The sequence below is a fragment of the Bradyrhizobium sp. SYSU BS000235 genome, from assembly GCF_049747295.1.
Lineage (GTDB): Bacteria > Pseudomonadota > Alphaproteobacteria > Rhizobiales > Xanthobacteraceae > Afipia.
The window spans coordinates 2,189,934-2,210,454 of sequence record NZ_JBMHJM010000001.1 but is presented as its reverse complement, the minus strand read 5'-3'; the positions used below and the strand labels follow the sequence as shown (position 1 = coordinate 2,210,454).

Annotated in this window: 18 protein-coding genes; 5 read left to right on the top strand and 13 right to left on the bottom strand. The window is 60.6% G+C overall.

Annotated features, from left to right (window positions below; translation table 11 throughout):
• Window positions 1-57 precede the first annotated feature (57 nt).
• From fabB to ACP0KA_RS10275, 3 genes are all read left to right on the top strand, one after another.
• Entirely contained in the window at window positions 58-1,281 is a 1,224-nt protein-coding gene (gene fabB / locus ACP0KA_RS10285) for a beta-ketoacyl-ACP synthase I (RefSeq protein WP_424628695.1), read from the top strand.
• A gap of 139 nt (window positions 1,282-1,420) precedes the next feature.
• Complete coding sequence (gene fabI, locus ACP0KA_RS10280; protein WP_424628694.1) at window positions 1,421-2,224, top strand: enoyl-ACP reductase FabI; 804 nt, start codon at window positions 1,421-1,423, stop codon at window positions 2,222-2,224.
• 17 nt (window positions 2,225-2,241) lie between these two features.
• Window positions 2,242-2,700: a DUF1579 family protein gene (locus ACP0KA_RS10275; protein WP_424628693.1), complete on the top strand. Its 459-nt coding sequence runs from the start codon at window positions 2,242-2,244 to the stop codon at window positions 2,698-2,700.
• A gap of 35 nt (window positions 2,701-2,735) precedes the next feature.
• Here the strand turns inward: ACP0KA_RS10275 and ACP0KA_RS10270 are convergent, their stop codons facing one another.
• Together ACP0KA_RS10270 and katG are read right to left on the bottom strand one after the other, a co-directional pair.
• Window positions 2,736-3,332 carry a glutathione S-transferase family protein gene (locus ACP0KA_RS10270; protein ID WP_424628692.1) on the bottom strand — a complete coding sequence of 199 codons (597 nt, stop codon included), beginning with the start codon at window positions 3,330-3,332 and terminating at the stop codon, window positions 2,736-2,738.
• 153 nt (window positions 3,333-3,485) lie between these two features.
• Window positions 3,486-5,669: a catalase/peroxidase HPI gene (gene katG, locus ACP0KA_RS10265; protein WP_424628691.1), complete on the bottom strand. Its 2,184-nt coding sequence runs from the start codon at window positions 5,667-5,669 to the stop codon at window positions 3,486-3,488.
• A gap of 381 nt (window positions 5,670-6,050) precedes the next feature.
• On the opposite strand from katG, the gene ACP0KA_RS10260 reads away from it, so the two are divergent.
• Window positions 6,051-6,962, top strand: coding sequence for a LysR substrate-binding domain-containing protein (locus ACP0KA_RS10260; protein ID WP_424628690.1), 912 nt, complete (start codon window positions 6,051-6,053; stop codon window positions 6,960-6,962).
• A 94-nt stretch (window positions 6,963-7,056) separates the two neighbouring features.
• Here the strand turns inward: ACP0KA_RS10260 and ACP0KA_RS10255 are convergent, their stop codons facing one another.
• From ACP0KA_RS10255 to rimP, 10 genes are all read right to left on the bottom strand, one after another.
• Window positions 7,057-7,803 carry a superoxide dismutase gene (locus tag ACP0KA_RS10255; protein ID WP_424628689.1) on the bottom strand — a complete coding sequence of 249 codons (747 nt, stop codon included), beginning with the start codon at window positions 7,801-7,803 and terminating at the stop codon, window positions 7,057-7,059.
• Window positions 7,804-8,004: 201 nt separating this feature from the next.
• Complete coding sequence (gene pnp / locus ACP0KA_RS10250) at window positions 8,005-10,149, bottom strand: polyribonucleotide nucleotidyltransferase (protein ID WP_424628688.1); 2,145 nt, start codon at window positions 10,147-10,149, stop codon at window positions 8,005-8,007.
• Complete coding sequence (locus tag ACP0KA_RS10245) at window positions 10,142-10,408, bottom strand: hypothetical protein (RefSeq protein ID WP_424628687.1); 267 nt, start codon at window positions 10,406-10,408, stop codon at window positions 10,142-10,144. The genes pnp and ACP0KA_RS10245 overlap by 8 nt, the downstream gene beginning before the upstream one ends.
• A gap of 100 nt (window positions 10,409-10,508) precedes the next feature.
• On the bottom strand, window positions 10,509-10,778 hold the full coding sequence (rpsO, locus tag ACP0KA_RS10240; RefSeq protein ID WP_424628686.1) for a 30S ribosomal protein S15: 270 nt from the start codon (window positions 10,776-10,778) through the stop codon (window positions 10,509-10,511).
• Between the two features lie 2 nt (window positions 10,779-10,780).
• Window positions 10,781-11,908 (bottom strand): tRNA pseudouridine(55) synthase TruB, encoded by a 1,128-nt coding sequence (gene truB / locus ACP0KA_RS10235; protein WP_424628685.1) that lies wholly within the window; start codon window positions 11,906-11,908, stop codon window positions 10,781-10,783.
• On the bottom strand, window positions 11,908-12,336 hold the full coding sequence (rbfA, locus tag ACP0KA_RS10230; RefSeq protein WP_424628684.1) for a 30S ribosome-binding factor RbfA: 429 nt from the start codon (window positions 12,334-12,336) through the stop codon (window positions 11,908-11,910). Before rbfA ends, truB begins: the two co-directional genes overlap by 1 nt.
• 181 nt (window positions 12,337-12,517) lie before the next feature.
• Window positions 12,518-15,247 carry a translation initiation factor IF-2 gene (infB, locus tag ACP0KA_RS10225; protein WP_424628683.1) on the bottom strand — a complete coding sequence of 910 codons (2,730 nt, stop codon included), beginning with the start codon at window positions 15,245-15,247 and terminating at the stop codon, window positions 12,518-12,520.
• A gap of 44 nt (window positions 15,248-15,291) precedes the next feature.
• Complete coding sequence (locus ACP0KA_RS10220; protein WP_424628682.1) at window positions 15,292-15,984, bottom strand: RNA-binding protein; 693 nt, start codon at window positions 15,982-15,984, stop codon at window positions 15,292-15,294.
• A 16-nt stretch (window positions 15,985-16,000) separates the two neighbouring features.
• Window positions 16,001-17,602, bottom strand: coding sequence for a transcription termination factor NusA (nusA, locus tag ACP0KA_RS10215; RefSeq protein WP_424628681.1), 1,602 nt, complete (start codon window positions 17,600-17,602; stop codon window positions 16,001-16,003).
• 3 nt (window positions 17,603-17,605) lie between these two features.
• On the bottom strand, window positions 17,606-18,379 hold the full coding sequence (gene rimP, locus ACP0KA_RS10210; protein ID WP_424628680.1) for a ribosome maturation factor RimP: 774 nt from the start codon (window positions 18,377-18,379) through the stop codon (window positions 17,606-17,608).
• Window positions 18,380-18,698: 319 nt separating this feature from the next.
• On the opposite strand from rimP, the gene ACP0KA_RS10205 reads away from it, so the two are divergent.
• Window positions 18,699-19,781 (top strand): DUF2336 domain-containing protein, encoded by a 1,083-nt coding sequence (locus tag ACP0KA_RS10205; RefSeq protein ID WP_424628679.1) that lies wholly within the window; start codon window positions 18,699-18,701, stop codon window positions 19,779-19,781.
• On the opposite strand, the gene ACP0KA_RS10200 is transcribed toward ACP0KA_RS10205, so the two are convergent.
• Window positions 19,778-20,488, bottom strand: coding sequence for a tRNA (guanine(46)-N(7))-methyltransferase TrmB (locus ACP0KA_RS10200; protein ID WP_424628678.1), 711 nt, complete (start codon window positions 20,486-20,488; stop codon window positions 19,778-19,780). The two genes, ACP0KA_RS10205 and ACP0KA_RS10200, sit on opposite strands and share 4 nt — an antisense overlap.
• Between the last annotated feature and the right edge of the window lie 33 nt (window positions 20,489-20,521).

Genomic DNA, 20,521 nt, shown 5'->3' with positions numbered 1-20,521 from the left:
GCTGTCGCATCCTGATCGGACTGTCGGGGCAATTGCAATAACAAGGGCGAGGCGATCATGAGACGGGTTGTCGTCACAGGGATGGGCATTGTCTCGTCCATCGGAAACAACACTCAGGAAGTGCTTGCGAGTCTTTACGAAGCCAAGCCTGGAATTTCGCGTTCGGAAGATTACGCGAAGATGGGATTCCGCTCGCAGGTGCATGGTGCGCCGACACTCAACCCTGCTGATGTAATCGATCGCCGCGCCATGCGATTTCTGGCGGAAGGTGCGGCGTGGAATCATGTCGCGATGGAACAGGCGATTCAGGATTCCGGCCTCGAGCCATCCGACGTCTCGAACGTCCGCACCGGTATCATCATGGGGTCCGGTGGACCGTCTGCGCGGACCATCGTTGAGTCCGCCGACATCACGCGCACCAAGGGTCCGAAACGCGTCGGTCCGTTTGCTGTGCCGAAAGCCATGTCATCGACAGCGTCGGCGACACTTGCGACCTGGTTCAAGATCAAGGGCGTGAACTACTCGATCTCGTCTGCGTGTGCGACGTCGAACCACTGCATCGGCAATGCCTACGAAACAATCCAGATGGGCAAGCAGGACGTGATCTTCGCCGGCGGCTGCGAAGAACTCGACTGGTCGTTGTCGGTGCTGTTCGATGCCATGGGCGCGATGTCCTCTAAATACAACGACGCGCCATCGACCGCTTCGCGCGCGTATGACGTCAACCGCGATGGCTTCGTGATTGCCGGCGGCGCGGGCGTTGTCGTCCTTGAAGAACTCGAGCATGCGAAGGCGCGCGGCGCGCGCATTTACGGAGAAATCGTCGGCTATGGCGCGACCTCCGATGGTTACGACATGGTGGCGCCGTCCGGAGAAGGTGCCGAGCGCTGCATGCGAATGGCGCTCGAAAGCGTGAAGACGCCGATCGATTACATCAATCCGCATGCGACTTCGACGCCGGCCGGTGATCCGCCGGAGATCAATGCAATTCGCAACATCTTTGGTGCAGGCGACAAGTGTCCGCCGATCTCGGCGACAAAATCGCTGACCGGACATTCGCTGGGCGCGACTGGTGTGCAGGAAGCGATTTACTCCCTGCTGATGATGAATAACGGCTTCATCTGCGAGAGCGCGAACATCACCGAACTCGATCCGGCGTTCGCTGACATGCCGATCGTCCGCAAGCGCATCGACAACGCCAAGATCGGCACGGTGCTCTCGAATTCGTTCGGGTTCGGCGGAACGAATGCGACGCTCGTCTTCAAGCGCCTCGAAGCGTGATCGATGCGCCGGCCCATCAACTGGCCGGCGTATCCGCTGTTTTGATTTCGAACTTTGTTTTCAGCGGGCGACGAATTGACCACTTGTTTTGTCGCGCGCTGATATCTGCGCCAGCGGCTCCCTTTGATGGAAATCTGACATGACCAATTTGATGCAAGGCAAGCGCGGGCTCATCATGGGCGTCGCCAACGATCATTCGATTGCATGGGGCATCGCCAAGACGCTCGCTGCGCAGGGGGCAGAGCTGGCATTCACCTATCAGGGTGACGCGCTGGGGAAGCGCGTGAAGCCGCTGGCGGAATCGCTGAAAGCAGAGCTTGTGCTGCCGTGCGATGTGGAAGACATCGCAAGCGTCGATGCCACGTTCGCCGCACTCAAAGAGAAGTGGGGCACGATGGACTTCCTCGTCCACGCCATCGGCTTCTCGGACAAGAATGAATTGAAGGGGCGTTATGCCGACACCACCCGCGCGAATTTTTCGCGCACCATGGTGATTTCCTGCTTCTCCTTTACGGAGGTGGCGAAGCGCGCGGCAGAGATGATGCCAAACGGCGGGTCGATGATCACGCTGACGTTCGGTGGCTCGACGCGCGTCATGCCGAACTACAATGTCATGGGTGTTGCCAAGGCTGCGCTGGAAGCCTCGGTTCGCTATCTCGCCGCCGATTACGGCCGCAGCGGGATCCGCATCAATTCGATCTCGGCAGGTCCGATTCGCACCCTCGCAGGCTCAGGTATTGGTGATGCACGCGCGATGTTTGCCTTTCAGCAAAAGCATTCGCCGCTCGGACGTGGTGTCACGCTCGAGGAGCTCGGCGGCACAGCCCTCTATTTCCTGTCGGATCTGTCGGGCGGTGTCACCGGCGAAACGCACTTCGTCGATTCCGGTTACAACATCATCTCGATGCCGCATCCGGATGCCTTGAAGGCCGACGAGGCGTAACGCGTGTTGCTGGCGCCGTGCCGTCCCTGACCGACCATCATCGCCGTCTTGCCGCGCTTTCGGGTCGCTTCGTTGGGAGCGATGATGTTGCTCCGACCCAGTGGGGGCCCGGACGAACGGCTGACGCCGAGTTGTCGGGCGCGATGACGCTGGGTGGTTTCTGGCTTGCGCTCGATCACACGCAACACCGCGATGGTGAAACGATCTTCGAGGCGCACGCCCGGCTGACCTGGGATGCGGAAGCCGCCCAATACGTCATGGCGTGGTTCGATGGCTTCGGATTCGTGCCGCCTTCGCTTGCGCGTGGTGACTGGGTGGGCTCCGATCTCGTGCTGATACGCACCTCGCCGCGCGGTATGGCGCGGCACATATTTAGTCCGACGGAAGATTCACTGGCGACGCAAGTCGAAAACTCATTCGACGGCGGTGCCACCTGGTCGATGGTGATGACGGGGCGTTACCGCCGCGCCGGCTAGACAGCGACGGCAACGCTTCATCTCTCCTGCAACGATTATCCAGCGGCGATCACAGTGGCGCGCTGAAACGCAGGTCGCGCGGCGCACGCATCGATGTAGCGGTCGAATGAGGGCCGGGCGGGCACCATCTTGAAGGCTCTCACCGCAAAGTTAAGGCCGGACCCGATCACGATATCGGCCGCCGAGAATGTATCTCCGAGCAGCCATGGCCCTTTTTCAAGCGCTTTGTCGAGAACATCGAAGACCTGGATCGCGTCGCCCCACGCCGCCGTGCTGGTGGGCACTTCGATCTTGGTAAAAATCTGAATCAGCGCCGGCTCGATGCAGCTCGGCGCAAAAAACATCCATTGCAGATATTTTCCGCGGCGCGGATCGCCAGTGGGGGGCGCCAGTTGGGCATCCGGACAACGTTCCGCAACATAGGCGCAAATCGCCGCCGCTTCCGCGACGGTCACATCGCCATCCTTCAGCGCGGGAACCTTCCCCATCGGATTGATGGCGAGGAATTCGGGTTTCTTCTGCGCGCCGGTCGAAATGTCGGTGAGGACACGCTCATAGGGCTGACCGGTCTCTTCCATCAGCCACAGGGCCGAAAACGAACGCGAACGCGGCGACCAATAGAGCTGCATCATCCCGAATCTCCCTAGTGAGGCTTCTGATCTGCTCTTCTGCTCAATCCATAACAGAAGGGCAACCATATCCGCTCAAAGAAAAAGCCCTCATGACACCGTCATGAGGGCTTTCATCTTACGCGTTATGTCGCTGCGTTGCCGCAGGCGCAGCGATCACTTGAGATCGAAGCGATCGAGGTTCATCACCTTGGTCCACGCGGCAACGAAGTCTTTCACGAATTTGTCCTTCGCGTCTGAGCTGGCGTACACCTCGGCCAAAGCACGCAGGATCGAGTTCGAGCCGAACACAAGGTCAACGCGAGTGCCGGTCCACTTGACGGCACCGGTTTTGCGGTCGCGCCCTTCGAACACATTCTGTGCGTCAGTTGTCGCCTTCCACTGCGTGCTCATGTCCAACAGGTTGACGAAGAAATCATTCGTCAGCGCTCCTGGCTTGTCAGTGAACACGCCGTGGTTAGTCCCACCGGTGTTGATGTTGATCGCGCGCAGACCTCCGATCAGCGCTGTCATCTCAGGCGCCGTCAATGTCAGCAATTGTGCCTTATCGATCAAACCCACCTCGGCATGCAGCGAAAGTCCGTTCTCTTCATAGTTACGGAAGCCGTCCGCGACAGGTTCCATAACGGCGAAGGCGTGGACATCAGTCTGTTCCTCCGAGGCGTCCGTGCGGCCAGGGGTGAAGGGCACGGCCGTATCGTGGCCGGCGGCCTTCGCTGCCAGCTCGACGCCGACATTGCCCGCGAGCACGATCAGGTCAGCCAGCGAAACCCTCTTGCCGCCAGACTGCGACGCATTGAATTCCCTCTGGAGCTCTTCGAGACGAGAGAGAACCTTCGCAAGCTGCGCAGGATTGTTGACCTCCCAATCCTTCTGCGGCGCGAAACGGACGCGCGCACCGTTGGCGCCGCCACGCTTGTCCCCGCCACGGAAGGTCGAGGCCGAGGCCCAGGCCGTGCCAACGAGTTCGGACACCGTCAGACCCGCGGTCTTGATCTTGGCCTTCAATGCGGCGACATCGGCCTGGTCGACCAGCGGATGATCAACGGCAGGCACCGGATCTTGCCAGATCAGAACTTCCTTCGGTGCTTCCGGGCCCAGATAACGCGCGCGCGGGCCCAGATCGCGATGAGTCAATTTGAACCAGGCGCGTGCGAAGGCTTCGGCGAAAGCCTGCGGGTTCTCAAGGAATCGGCGCGAGATCTTCTCGTAGGCCGGGTCCATCCGCAGCGACAGGTCAGTGGTCAGCATGGTCGGCTTGTGTTTTTTCGACGGATCGTGCGCGTCGGGGATGACGGCTTCGGCGTCCTTGGCTTCCCACTGGATGGCACCGGCAGGGCTGCGGGTCTGCACCCATTCGTACTTGAACAGGTTCTCGAAGAAGAAGTTGCTCCATTGTGCAGGCGTCTGCGTCCATGTGACTTCCAGACCGCTGCCAATGGCATCGGCGGCGCTGCCGGAGCCATAGCTGCTGACCCAGCCGAGGCCCTGCGCCTCAATGTCAGCGGCTTCGGGGTTGGGACCTTTGTGAGATTCCGCTGCGGCACCGTGCGTCTTGCCGAAGGTGTGGCCACCGCCGATCAGCGCGACGGTCTCTTCATCGTTCATCGCCATTCGTGCGAAGGTTTCACGAATGAACGCGGCTGCTGAAACCGGATCACCATTGGCGCCCGGACCTTCCGGATTGACGTAGATCAGGCCCATCTCGGTGGCGCCGAGGTGATTACCGAGCTTATCGAGCGGCCGGTGCTTCAGCCACTCGGTTTCGGTGCCCCAGTTCACGTCATGATCGGGTTCCCAGGTGTCCTCGCGGCCTGCGGCAAAACCGAACGTGCGAAAACCCATCGTTTCCAGCGCCACGTTGCCAGTGAGGATCAGCAGGTCCGCCCAGGAAATCTTCTGACCGTACTTCTGCTTGATCGGCCACAGCAGACGGCGTGACTTATCGATGTTCACGTTGTCTGGCCAGGAGTTGAGCGGAGCGTAGCGCTGCTGACCACGGCCACCGCCGCCGCGACCGTCGCTCAGGCGATAGGTCCCGGAGGCGTGCCAGGCCATGCGGACGAACTGCGGACCGTAGTGCCCGAAGTCAGCAGGCCACCAGCTCTGCGAATCGGTCATCAGCTTGCGCAGGTCGTTCTTCAACGCGTCGTAATCGAGCTTCTTGAATTCTTCCCGGTAATTGAACGCCTGGTCCAGCGGATCGGATTTTGACGAATGCTGGTTCAGCAGCTCGACTCGCAAATGGGTAGGCCACCAATCTCTGTGCTGGGTGCCGCCGCCCGCGACGTGATGGACCGGACATTTGCCGGCGCTATTTTCATCAGTTTTCTTGTCCATGATTCTCTCCAATGCTGTTCTGCGAGTTTCTTTGTGGTGATCCGTATTGAATGACTGTGACGTCCGTGACCTGCGGCCCGACAGCGCAACTTGCGTGGATCGGCGCTGTTTGATTTTGGATATCGGCGCTTGATCGCCGGCCGTGCGTGGTCGTTGGTGAGGACAGTCTCCTTCCGGCAGTGAGCTGCATCGCTTCAGGCGGTGAATGGGTCTCGATGGAACCTGAAAGAGTTGAAAAAGCTCTCCGGTTTCAATCGCTTGGCAGGGCCATAGCGCCAACCTCTAATCATCGCGATGATTGCGTGGTTGAGAGTTTGGAAGATATCTAGGATCAGGTCCAGTCGATTTGCCTTAGCGTCTCGATAAGTTTATCTGATCGATATGATTACGCTGCGACAGCTCAAATATTTGTCCGCGTTGGCCAGGCATGGCCATTTTGGCCGTGCCGCCGAAGACTGCGCCGTGACCCAGCCGGCGCTCTCGATGCAGATCCGCGATCTGGAAAAAACGCTGGGCCTTGCGTTAGTCGAGCGCCGCCCCGGGGACGTGACGTTGACTGAAGCGGGTGTTGAGATTGTCCGGCGTGGCGATGAGGTGTTGGCCAAGTCGCGCGACCTGATGGACTTCGCGCGTCAGCAGGCAAAACCATTAGCCGGGCGACTCTCCCTCGGGGTTATTCCCTCATTGGCGCCTTACGTACTGCCCAAAATTCTCCCTCGTCTGCAGGGACGCTTCCCTGATCTGCGGCTGGAACTGCGCGAAACCCAGACGCGGCAATTGCTCGACGAAGTGAAAAGCGGTGCGCTCGATGTAGCGATGTTGGCGTTGCCAATTCACGAAGCTGATCTGGCGACCATGCATCTGTTCAATGATGAGTTCCTGCTGGCGGTGCCGCTCGACGACGCACGATCTGAAGGCGAGCGTGTTGTCGCTCACGATATCGATCAAAGCCGTCTTATTCTGTTGGAGGATGGGCATTGTCTGCGCGATCAGGCACTCGCATTCTGCGCGACGGTGCCGCGTGCCCGCTCGAATGGCGTAACGAACAGCGGCGGCATGACCTTCGGTGCAAGCAGCCTTGCGACAGTGATGCAGATGGTCGCGAATGGCTACGGCATCACGCTGATTCCGCAAATTGCCGCCGACGTCGAGCAACGCGATGGCCGCGTGAAGTTTCTGCGGTTTGACGAGCCCCAGCCCGGTCGCAGCATTGGGCTTGTGTATCGCCGCACATCACCGCGCAAACAGGATTTCGTTGCACTTGGTGAGGTGGTGAAAGAAAGCCTTGTTTGAAAGGCGATTGAGCGAGCCGCGAGCAACCCGCAAAGCAAAAATGGCCGGGATGCGGACCCGGCCATCAAGCTATTTCAGACAGCGAATGCAGGGCTTAGACACCAAGTGTCCCTGCTTTGGCTGCGGCATAACGTTCAGCGACTTTGGCCCAGTTCACAGTATTCCACCACGCCTTGAGATAGTCCGGGCGGCGGTTCTGGTAGTGCAGGTAATAAGCGTGCTCCCAGACGTCGTTGCCCATCAGCACACGTTTGCCGTCCATCAGCGGCGTATCTTGATTAGGTCGTGTTTCAATAGCGAGCTTGCCGTCCTTTGAAACGGTCACGAACACCCAGCCGGATCCGAATTGCTTTCCGCCCGCCGTGTTGAACTCGGTCTGGAATTTCTCCATCCCGCCGAGATCACGATCGATGGCGGCCAACACGTCGCCGGTCGGCTTGCCGCCGTTGGGTCCCATGATCTGCCAGAACATGGTGTGATTGGCGTGGCCGCCTAGATTGTTGCGCACGGTGGTCTTGATGTCGTCGTTCAGGGTGTTGAGATGATCGAGGATGTTTTCGATCGGCATCGTGCCGAGCTGCGGATGGGTCTTGGCGACGGTGTTCATCGCATTGACATAGGCCGCGTGATGCTTGTCGTGATGGATTTCCATCGTCTTGGCATCGATGTGCGGTTCAAGTGCATTGGTCGGATAGGGAAGTTGCGGCAGTGTAAATGGACCGGTCATTGGTGTTGCCGCAGGAGCCGGCGCAGTTGCCTGCGCGAAGACGGCACGTGGTGAGGCAGCGACGGCAGCAAGGCCGCTTGCTGCAAGAAAGAGTCGGCGTGAAATCGGTGACATGTTCTCTCTCCGAGATTCGCTGGCTGAAAGAAGCAACAGTTTTTTGCCTGCCATTTGTCGCATTGAGCCAAAGGCTCATAACGCCTGATGCCGGCAATTGTGCCGCAACGCGTGACCGCTCCAAGCAATCCGCGACGTGAATCAGCCAACAAAAAGGGGCGGCAAAATGCCACCCCTTTGTCTCACACGATGTTTTGAAGCTTACTCCGCAGCAGGCGCGCCCTCGGCCTTCTGCTTGGCTTCGAGGTCTTCGCCGGTCTCCTGATCGACAACCTTCATCGACAGGCGAACCTTGCCGCGATCGTCGAGGCCCAGCAGCTTCACCTTGACCTTGTCGCCTTCCTTGACGACGTCGGACGTCTTCTGGACGCGGTTGGCTGCGAGCTGGCTGATGTGAACAAGACCGTCCTTCGGTCCGAAGAAGTTCACGAAGGCGCCGAACTCCATCACCTTCACGATGGTGCCGTCATAGATCTGGCCGACTTCCGGGTCGGACGCGATCGACTTGATCCACTTGATGGCCGCACGGATGGCTTCGCCGTTGGCAGATGCCACCTTCACGGTACCGTCGTCCTCGATGTTGATCTTGGCGCCGGTCTTCTCGACGATCTCGCGGATCACCTTGCCGCCGGTGCCGATCACTTCGCGGATCTTGTCGGTCGGGATCTGCAGAACCTCGATGCGCGGTGCATGCTCACCGAGTTCGGCGCGTGCCGCGGTGAGAGCCTTCGCCATTTCGCCGAGGATGTGAATGCGGCCGTCCTTCGCCTGGGCGAGAGCAACCTTCATGATCTCTTCGGTGATACCGGCGATCTTGATGTCCATCTGCAGCGATGTGACGCCCTTTTCGGTGCCGGCCACCTTGAAGTCCATGTCGCCGAGGTGATCCTCGTCGCCGAGAATGTCGGACAACACTGCGTAACGCGCGTCTTCAAGAATGAGGCCCATTGCGATGCCTGCGGTCGGCCGCTTCAACGGCACACCAGCATCCATCAGTGCAAGCGAGGCGCCGCAAACCGAGGCCATCGACGAGGAGCCGTTCGACTCGGTGATCTCGGAGACGACGCGCAGTGTGTAGGGGAATTCGTGATGCGCCGGAAGAACCGGATGGATCGCGCGCCAGGCGAGTTTGCCGTGGCCGATTTCGCGGCGGCCTGGCGAGCCCATGCGGCCGGTTTCACCGACCGAGAAGGGAGGGAAGTTGTAGTGCAGCAGGAACGTCTCTTTGTACGTTCCCGACAGCGAATCGATGAACTGCTCGTCTTCGCCGGTGCCGAGTGTGGTCACCACGAGCGCCTGTGTTTCGCCGCGGGTGAACAATGCCGAGCCGTGTGCACGCGGCAGTACGCCGACTTCCGCCACAATCGGGCGTACGGTCTTGACGTCACGTCCGTCGATACGCTTTCCGGTGTCGAGGATGTTCCAGCGGACGATCTTCGCTTCCAGCTCCTTGAACACGCCCGCAACGCGAAGCTTGTCGTATTTCGGCTCCTGGCCTTCAGGGAAGAAGTGCGCCATCACCTTTTCCTTGGCGCCGCCGACCGCGTTGTAACGGTCCTGCTTTACCGGGATTGCATAAGCGCTGCGCAGCTCCTGCTCGATCAGGCCGAGCATTTCCTTTTCGATCGCCGAGTTATCGATGACCTTGACCTCGCGTGGCTCCTTCGCTGCCTTTTCCGCGAGTTCGATGATCGCCTGAATGACCGGCTGGAAGTGACGATGACCGAACATCACCGCAGCGAGCATCACCTCTTCAGGCAGTTCCTTGGCTTCCGACTCGACCATCAGCACGGCGTCGGCGGTGCCGGCGACAACCAGCTCGAGCTGGGTGTCGGCCATTTCGTCAAGCGACGGATTGAGGATGAATTCGTTGTTGCTGAACGCGACGCGGGCAGCGCCGACCGGACCCATGAAAGGAACGCCGGACAATGTCAGCGCGGCTGAAGCCGCAACCATTGCCACGATGTCGGGATCGTTCTCCATGTCGTGCGACAGCGTGGTGACGATGACCTGCGTGTCGCAGCGATAGCCGTCGGCGAACAGCGGACGGATCGGACGATCGATCAGGCGGGAAACCAGCGTTTCCTTTTCCGTCGGGCGGCCTTCACGCTTGAAGTAGCCACCGGGAATGCGTCCGGCCGCGTAGGTCTTTTCCTGGTAGTTGACTGTGAGCGGCAGGAAGTCGATGCCTTCCTTCGGCGTCTTCGCGGACACCACGGTCGCCATCACGATGGTTTCGCCGTAGGTCGCAATCACAGCGCCGTCGGCCTGACGTGCAATCTTGCCGGTCTCAAGTTTGAGCGGACGTCCGCCCCAGTCCAGTTCGACTGAATGAGTATTAAACATTTGAGATATCTTTCATGAGTTCGCGGAATTCGCGGAAGCCAAAAACACAAAAACCATGCGCAAGATTGCGAGACGCTGATTGCAAGGCGATTACAGCCTCAGCGTCCGGCGATCCTGCCATGGTCTTTGTGTCGTGAATGGCTTCCATCCCTTCCGATGGGACGGGCCAGGAATAATGGCCTTGACCCGCGCGACGGGCACCTTGCCCGTCATTGTCCAGCCGCCGGATTGCTGCTGGACCAAGGATGCGGACAAACATGTGCCCGCATGGGTACGATGTAGGGGATGGCCGCAGCCGGAAAACCGGCACTTGCTCTGCGGCCACACCCGTGCGCGCGCTTCGAACGCGCGCCAACTCGTCAGCGACGGATGTTGTGCTTTTCGAGCAGCGCCTTGTAGCGCGCTTCGTCCTTCTTCTTGACGTAGTCGAGAAGCGAACGGCGCGTGGAGACGAGCTTCAGCAGACCACGGCGGGAATGGTTGTCCTTGCTGTGGGTTTTGAAATGCTCGGTGAGGTTGGCGATGCGTTCCGAAAGGATCGCGACCTGAACCTCGGGTGAACCGGTATCGCCGGCTTTGTTTGCGTTATTCTTGATGACTTCCGCTTTGCGTTCTGCGGCAATCGACATCGTCAAACACCTTCGTTGCGACCGGTGCTGGCAGTCAGCCCGGTCAGGTTGAACACGCGCTTGGGGATGAGTTCGCCATTGCCAAGTTCGGCGAGGGCCAAAAGCCTTCCTCCGACGGTGACATAGACTGTGCCGTTTAAGATTGGCGCATCCCGTCCGCGCAACAAAACTGCTTGGCCTCTGTGAAGCCTTGCAGCATCAGCCCGTGTGACGGCCAGTGCCGGGATGTCGTCCAGCGCGGTCTCAACGGGCAAAAGCGCGTCGGCGAGGCTGCCCTCGCCAGACGCGGCTCTATCGCATAAAGCCTCCAATTCTGCCAGCGGAATCATGTCCGCTTCGGTAAACGGGCCGCAAAGCGTGCGCCGAAGCGCGCTGATATGGCCGTAGGAACCGAGAATCCGGCCCATGTCGCGGGCCAGCGCGCGGACATAAGTCCCCTTGCCGCACTCCGCCTCAAATACGGCATGGTCGCTATCCGGCTGATCTACAAGGATTAATTCGTGAATCTCGACCGGGCGGGGCTGCAGGGCGACGGTTTCGCCGTCACGTGCGAGGTCATAGGCCCGCTCGCCCTGGATCTTGATGGCCGAGTATTGCGGCGGGATCTGCTCGATCACCCCGGTGAACTGCGGCAGCAGAGCCCGGATCGCCTCCGTGCTGGGGCGAACGTCGCTGGTCTGTGTCACCTGTCCTTCGGTGTCGTCGGTGTCGCGCTCCTGCCCCCAGCAGACGGTGAAGCGGTAGCGCTTGCGTCCATCCATCACAAACGGGACGGTCTTGGTGGCTTCACCAAGGGCGATGGGCAAGCCCCCCGACGCCAGGGGATCGAGGGTGCCGGCGTGGCCCGCACGCTTGGCCTGGAACAATCGCTTGAGCACGGCGACCGCATGCGTAGAGGTCATTCCAACCGGCTTATCGAGAATCACCCAGCCATGAACGTCGCGACGATCACGCTTGAACTGGCCGTGCTGCCGCTTGCCGCCGGATTGACGTGGAGCGCGGTCGTGGTCGCGTGCTGCGCTTGGGTTGGCTGCGTTCGCCGCCGACGCATCTGAAAATTTATTTTCAGATGGTGCATGCGAAGGGCCGTTGTCAGACGCAACCACGTCGTCTGGAGAAGTCACATTCATCAGGTGTCGTCCGAATCCGTCTTGAGGTCTCTTTGAACTGCAGGTGTTCTCAGTAATTTCTCGATCCGTTCCGCTTCGTCGAATCGCTCATCGACGCGGAAGCGAATATCAGGTGCAAATTTCAGGTTAACGCGGTGAGCGACCTCGCCGCGCAGGAATTTCTTGTTGCGCTCGAGCGCCGCGATCACGTCATCGGTGCCGCGCCCGCCGAGCGGCATCACGTAGATTGTTGCGAGCTTGAGGTCCGGCGACATCCGCACTTCAGGCACCGTGATGATGTGCCCCTCAAGCGCTGGATCGTGCACGCCGCCTTGCCCGAGGATGTCAGCGATCGCATGGCGCACCAATTCACCAACGCGCAACTGACGCTGCGAGCCCCCATTGGCGTTGGCACCACGACCACTATCGCCTTTGCGATGTGTTGGCATTGCTGTCCTTGTCCAAAAATCAATTCGTCGTGCCCGGGCCAACCCGGGCACCCGCATTTTTGAGAGCAGAAATCCACTCGCTGAAAACCGGGCAACAACTTCAAGGGCGGATTTCCCGCCCTTGTCCCAGCAGCAACGACTTAATTTCGGAGAGACTGCAGCGCGCCTGTAAGACTTGGACTTACAAGGAGCGTTGGATGGTCTCTACGCGATAGCATTCGATCACGTCACCAGGACGCATGTCCTGATAGTTTTCGAACGACATGCCGCATTCCTGGCCGGCGACAACTTCACGCGCGTCATCCTTGAAGCGCTTGAGCTGTGCCAGCTTGCCTTCGTGGATAACGACGTTGTCGCGGATCAGGCGCACATTGGCACCGCGTTCCACGGTACCGTCGGTGACGCGGCAACCCGCGATCTTGCCAACCTTCGAGATGTTGAACACCTCGAGGATCTGAGCGTTGCCGAGCATGGTCTCGCGCAGTGTTGGTGCGAGCAAGCCCGACATCGCCTTTTTCACGTCGTCGACGAGATCGTAGATGATGTTGTAATAGCGAATTTCGATGCCGTCGCGCTTGGCGATCGCAGCGGCTTCCTTGTGGGCACGGACGTTGAAGCCGATGATCGCAGCGTTGAAGCCGTCGGCCAGCGTGACGTCCGATTCGGAGATGCCGCCGACGCCCGCATGAAGAATGCGTGCGGCGACTTCGTCGGTGCCGAGCTTGTCCAGCGAGCCGAGAATCGCTTCGAGCGAGCCCTGCACGTCCGCCTTCACCACCAGCGGGAAGTCCTTGCGGCCCGTGGTCTTGAGCTGCGACATCATCTGTTCGAGTGAACCACGCATGCCGGCCATGCTGGCGGCGGATTTTTCGCGCTTCTGATGCGCACGGTATTCCGTGACCTGGCGTGCACGCGCTTCGTTTTCGACAACCGCGAGACGATCGCCGGCTTCCGGTGGTCCATTGAAGCCAAGCACCTCGACTGGCACCGAAGGCCCGGCTTCAGTGATGTTGGTGCCCTGATCGGAAATCAGCGCGCGGACACGGCCCATTTCAGCGCCGGCAACGATAATGTCGCCGATCCGCAATGTGCCGCGCTGCACCAGCACGGTCGCCACCGGACCACGACCACGATCGAGCTTCGCTTCGATCACGGTGCCTTCGGCCGGACGGTCCGGGTTGGTCTTGAGCTCGAGAATTTCGGCCTGCAGCGCGATCATTTCGAGCAGCTTGTCGAGGTTGGTCTTGTTCTTGGCCGAGACTTCGACATCGACGACGTCGCCGCCGAAGGACTCCACCTGCACGTCATGCTGCAGCAGTTCGGTGCGCACGCGCTCGGGCTTCGCGTCCGGCTTGTCGATCTTGTTGATCGCCACGATCATTGGCACCTTCGCCGCCTTGGCGTGGTTGATCGCTTCGATCGTCTGCGGCATGACGCCGTCATCGGCGGCCACCACCAGGATGACGATGTCGGTGACCTTGGCGCCGCGGGCGCGCATGGCAGTGAACGCGGCGTGGCCCGGCGTGTCGATGAAAGTGATCTTCTTGCCGCTGTCAGGCGACGTCACCTGATAAGCGCCGATATGCTGGGTGATGCCGCCGGCTTCGCCGCTGACCACGTTGGCATGGCGCAGCGCGTCGAGCAGCGAGGTCTTGCCGTGGTCGACGTGACCCATGACGGTCACGACCGGCGGCCGTGGCGTGGTGTCGGACGCGTGATCATCGGCAACGTCGAACAAACCTTCCTCAACGTCGGCAGCAGCCACACGCTTGACGGTGTGCCCCATTTCTTCGGCGATGAGCTGGGCGGTATCGGGGTCGATCACGTCGGTGATCTTGTGCATTGCGCCCTGCTTCATCAGCAGCCGGATCACGTCGACGCCGCGCTCGCTCATGCGGTTGGCGAGTTCCTGGATGGTGATCGCTTCAGGAATGGTCACTTCGCGAACGAGCTTTTCCTTTGGCTCATTCGAGGCATGGCCCTTGAGGCGCTGAGTCCGGCGGCGGAACGATGCGATCGAGCGCTCGCGCACGTCGTCGGCATTGAGAGCTGTCGACAGGGTCAATCGGCCACGCTGCTTCGCAGGGCCTGGCTTTGCAGTCGGCTTTGGCGCGACGACCGGTCGGGCAGGACCGCCGCCGGGGCGGCGAACCATGCGCGGTGCTTCATCCTCGTCCGAACCGTCTGCCGCGACAGCTGCAGGACGCGCAGCTGTTGGAGCTGTTGCAGGACGGGCTCCGGGAGTCGCAGGACGAGCTCCAGGCGCTCCAGGACGAGCTCCAGGTGTGGCGGGGCGGCCCGTGGGCGCGCGAGCGGCAGGTGCTGCGGCCGATGTCGGAGCAGCGGGTGCTCCTGCGGGTTTCTTTTCAGCCTCGCCGAAACGCTTCTGAGCCTCGCGCTCGGCCTTCGCCTTCGCTTCCTCGTCGGCGCGATGGCGCTCTTCCTCGGCCTTCTTGCGCGCCTCGGCGGCTTCTCGTTCCTGCTGCTGCTTATATTCCTCGGTGTTGCGGCGCGCGGCTTCTTCCTCGGCGATGCGGCGCTCTTCGATTTCGCGCGCGCGCGCATCGGCCAGTGCACTGGCGCGGGCGCTCTGTTCGTCCTCGGTCAAGGTGCGCAGCACCACGCCGGATGTCCGCGGCGCGGGCTTCGGCGGCTCGGGGCGACGTTGCTGCGATGCGACCTTGGCCGTGGGCGCCGGGGTTGGCGCGGCCGGGGCGGGCGCGGCGGTTTCAGCCGCAGGCGGGGGATCGCCAGCCAAGCGGCGCTTGGTCTTCTTCTCGACCACCACCGGTTTGGTGCGGCCGTGACTGAAACTCTGGCGCACAACGCCGGTCTCTGTGCGCGGCTTCAGCGACAGAGTTTTCGAACCAACGCTCAGCGTCTTGTCGCCAGGTGTTTTCGTATCAGCCATTCAATAGTCCCAATCTCGTTCGGTTTGCCCGCATGCCCATCATGTCAGCGAGGCCCTAAGTCCTTGTCCGTTCCGGTCATTTTGCTGCCAGCCGTGATCCGGAAACGGCTGAGTGTCTGGCAGCGCATCAGGAAGGTTTTGCTGGCCGGGCCCGCGAGCAGGGCAGCATGTACCACATTTGCCCGCCCAAGTGCCAAATCCAATTCATCCGTGCTTAAAGCGCTGACAATGGGCAAATCCCTCGGATTTTCGGTATTTACCTGAATCCGGGCCGCCAATTTACCATTCAGCTTGCGAATTCCATCTGCGGCGCCGTCGCTGGCATGGATCAGGGCGACCGCCTGTCCCGCGTCAATCGCGCCCTCGACCTTGGAGAACCCGGAAACGACCTGGCCGGCCTTGGCGGCCATGGCGAGGGCATCAACCAGTCCCCGGACCATGAGCCGGTCGATATCGTCGGCGAGGGTCTTCGGCACCTGCACGGCGCGCTTGAAACTCTTCGCAAAAACATTGCGCCGCCCAGCTTCGGCGACGGCGGCATGAGACAACGAGACCCAAAGGCCACGGCCGGGTAATCTGCGTCTTAGATCCGGAACCACCTCGCCCGTGGGCGAAAGCACGAACCGGATCAGATCATCGATCGGCGCAACCTGCCGCGTGACCGCGCACATCCGTTCGGTCCCGGACTTCGTCCGGGGTCCGCGATCGAGATCTGCGTGATCAGCGATGGCAAGCATGCGCGCGACATTTCCTTTAAGCCGGATTGTCTTCGGAGGCGTCGGCCTCCGACGTCTTCGCGAGGTCTTCCGCGGTGATCCAGCCCGCGACGACCCGCGCCTGCATGATCAAGGCTTCAGCGTCCTCGCGCGAAATGTCATTGGCGTCGAGGATGCCCGCATGTTTCGTCGTCTCGCCGTCCTTGCGTTCGGTCCAGCCGACCAGATCATCGGTGGCACAGCCGGCCAGATCCTCGACCGTCTTGATGTCGTTCTCGCCGAACTTCACCAGCATCTTCGAGGTTACGCCTGGGACCGTTTTCAAAGCGTCTTCCACGCCAAGTTCCTTCCGTTTCGCCTCGAGCTCACCCTCGAGTTGTTCGAGATATTCGCGCGCGCGGCTCTGCAGCTCGTTGGCGGTTTCCTCGTCGAACCCTTCGATGCTGGTGAGTTCCCTCGGATCCACCAACGCGAGGTCTTCGACTGAACTGAAACCTTCGGATGCGAGCAATTGGCCGACAACTTCGTCGACATTGAGCGCTTCCATGAAAACGCGGGTTGAATTTTCGAAATCGGCCTGACGGCGTTCCGATTCTTCCTGTTCGGTCAGGATATCGATATCCCAACCGGTCAGCTGCGACGCCAGGCGCACATTCTGGCCACGGCGTCCGATCGCAAGTGACAATTGGGTATCCGGCACCACGACTTCAATGCGCTCGCGGTCCTCATCGATAACAACCTTGGCGACTTCGGCGGGGGCGAGGGCGTTCACGACGAATGTCGCGATATCCGGTGACCATGGGATGATGTCGATCTTCTCGCCCTGCAGTTCGTTCACCACGGCCTGCACGCGCGAACCACGCATACCGACGCACGCGCCGACGGGATCGACCGAGGAATCGCGGGAAATCACGCCGATCTTGGCGCGCGAACCGGGATCACGTGCGACAGCCTTGATCTCGACAATGCCGTCGTAAATTTCTGGCACTTCCTGCGCGAACAGCTTGGCCATGAATTGCGGATGGGTGCGCGACAGGAAAATCTGCGGTCCGCGGGTTTCGCGGCGGACATCGAAGACGTAAGCGCGAACACGGTCGCCGTTGCGGAACAGTTCGCGCGGCAGCATCTCATCGCGGCGCACGATAGCTTCACCACGGCCAAGATCGACGATGACGCTGCCATATTCGACGCGCTTGACGACGCCGTTGACGATCTCGCCGATGCGGTCCTTGAATTCCTGGTACTGCCGGTCGCGCTCTGCCTCGCGCACCTTCTGCACGATGACCTGCTTCGCGGATTGGGCGGCGATGCGACCGTATTCCAGCGGCGGCAGCGTGTCGGCGATGGTGTCGCCAACCTGTGCGCCGGGATTGGCGCGCTGAGCATCCCTCAATGAAATCTGGTTGGACGGGTTTTCGACCTGCTCGACGACGAGCATGTGGCGCGAGAGCCGCAATTCACCCTTCTTGGCGTCGATCTCGGCGTGGACATCGGTCTCCGAACCGTAGCGGGCGCGTGCCGCCTTGGCGATCGCGTCTTCCATCGCGGAAATGACGATCGAGCGGTCGATCGATTTCTCGCGCGCAACCGCATCCGCGATTTGCAGCAGTTCGAGTTTGTTGGCGCTGACAGCAGCCATGGCTCAGTCTCCCTCGTGGTGGTCGGTTTTGCCTGTGCGCTTCTGTCTTTCGGCGGCCAGGCGATGTTCCTTGGTGTTGGTCGGCTTTGCTTTTGGTTTCGGCTTATTGCTTTTGGCCGGATCGTTTTTGGATCTGGCTGTTTTGGCATGTGGTGGCGGTGGCGGCTCGATGCCGAGATCCTCGCGCAGGTCGCGCGCGGCCGCCTTGCCCCGGCGCATGGATTCGGCGATCAGTTCGTCGGTGAGAACGAGCCGCGCGTCGGAAATATCCTCCATGGTCAGGAGAACATCGGGCTCCTGACCGGCGCGAACATCGTCGCGGACGAGTCTGACAGCGGCGCCTTCGACCCCATTAAGCTTACCACGGAAGCGCTTGCGGCCCTCATGGGGGACCGCCATCTCGACCTTCACAAGATGTCCCGCATAGCGCTCGAAATCGGATTTGCGCACCAGCGGCCGGTCGATGCCGGGCGAGGAAATTTCCAGGCGATAGGCCCGTTGGATCGGATCCGCGACATCCATCACAGGCGAAAGCGCACGCGAGATGGCTTCGCAATCTTCGATCTGCATGGTGCCGTCGGGCCGTTCCGCCATGATCTGGACGGTGCAACCAGCCTCACCGGACACCCGGATACGTACAAGCCGGTATCCCATGCCCTCGAGAACAGGAGTCGCCACCGCCGATACGCGCGCTGCCACCCCCGGCTCAACCACAAGACGCGGTTCGGCCAAGAGTTCATTCAGCTGATCGTCGTCGGCGTGTGATGGATCGATCATGTTATGCAGGGCGAATTGCTCGTTTGTAGCCGCGACGCATCATTCGCGATGGGTCGGAGATGTGGGTCGTAAGGGTAATAAAAAAGAGCGGGTCCCGCGGGGCCCACTCTCCTACGTGCTCGTATGAGAATTTATGTTGCTCGGAATATAGAGCTTTTTTGCCTGGGCGGCAAGGCGCCGATTCGGATTCAAAACGCAAAAAACCGTACAATTGCGGCTAACTGTTCCTTCACTTCGGTTCCCTAGATTGCCGCTGACGCCGGGTCTTCGATCGGAATAGTGCCTTTCGGGACCGCGCGTCCACGCGACCGAGTTTTCCATGGCAGCAGCGTCCCTTATTCCGGAACTTGACGATATCGTTAAAAACGGAACTGCAAAAAAGCGGGCCCAAGCAATTGAGCGCATCTCGGAGCTCTTTCTTGAGGGGGCGGCGCGCTTTCAAGCCCAGCATGTCGAATTGTTCGACGATATTCTCGTAGGGCTGGTCCCAACCACCGAAATTGACACCCGTGCCGAACTCGCCGCGCGCCTGTCGCGCGTCGACAACGCGCCGCCGACGCTGGTCCGGCAATTGGCGCGCGAGGACGAGATCAAGATCGCAGGACCGATTCTGTCTCATTCGCCGCTGCTCGATGAGCCCACCCTCGTCGATATCGCTCGAAAAAAGGGACAGTCGCACTTGGCGGCGATCTCCGAGCGGCCGAAGCTGACCACTTCCATAACGGATGTCATTCTGCGCCGCGGCGACCGCGATGTGGTCCGCACCGTGGCTGCGAATGATGGCGCCCGCTTCTCCGAAGGGGGATATGCGGGTCTGGTCAAGCGCGCGACGGATGATGATGTGCTGGCGGTCACGGTCGGCCAGCGTGAAGATATTTCGTCGGCATCGTTGAAAGAGCTGCTGGCGAAGTCGGAGGACGGCGTTCGGCGCAACCTGCTCGATGCAGCCGACCCCGAACGAAAGGCTGCGATCAACGACGTGATGGCTGAAATTGCCAGCACCCAGAAGCCGGCGCAGCGAGATTTCGGGCCGGCACAGCGCGCCATTCTCGCTATGCACCAGGCAGGCGCGCTCAATGAGAAGGCGCTGCTCGATTTTGCCCGGCAGCATAAATATGAGGAAGCGGTCGCGGCATTCTCGGCCCTCTCCGGCATGCGGTTGCCGATGGTCCACCAACTGATCCAGGGAGACCGCGAGGATCCGATCCTTCTGCTCGCCAAATCTTCGGGGATGGAGTGGACGACCGTACGCGCCTTAATCATGCTGCGGCTGGGGCCTGGCAAAACGATGCCGCCGCCCGATATCGAAGAAGCGCGCGTTAACTATGATCGGCTTTCTTTGTCCACCGCGGAGCGTGTCCTTGCCTTCTGGAGGGCACGTGAAAAGACCAAGCCTGCTTAAGCTGCTTTTTCCGTCAACCTGAAGGTCAGGTAAGCAGCGCGGCGTCCTTCGCGCTCCGCCTTCCGCCCGTAGCGGGTCATCGTGTAACCCGCCCACGGCATCCGCCAGTCGTCCGCGCGCTCGGCGGTCCAGGCGAAATCTTTTGAACGCGCCATGTGGGCCAAGGTCCATGCGCAATAATCGTCGATGTCGCAGACGAAGCGGAATTCACCGCTGGTGGTTAGAATGCGCGACATCGCGGCGATGGTGGCATCCTGAACGAAGCGACGCTTCCAGTGCCGCCGCTTCGGCCACGGGTCCGGGTGGATCAGATCGATGCGTGCAAAGCTTGCTGGAGGAGCCCAGGCGAGAAGTTCTGCGGCATCACCGGCAAACAGGCGAAGGTTCGAGATATTGTGCTCTTCAACCTGCGTGAGAATCTTCGCCATGCCGTTGACGTAAGGCTCGCAGCCAATGAAGCCGACGTCCGGATAAGCCAGCGCTTCCGCGATCAGGTGTTCGCCGCCGCCAAATCCGATCTCGAGACGTTTTGCGGTCACGGGCCGGTCGAACAGGGCGCCGAGATCCGATGGACTCGGCTGGCCGATATCCAACACAAGCCGCGGCAGCAGATGGGCGATCAAGTCCGCCTGATGGTTGCGAAGCTTGTGCCCCTTGCGTCGGCCAAAAAAAGATCCCTGACCATGCTCGCGATCAGGCGATAGCATATGCTGGTTTTCCGACATAACTAGTGTCCGGCT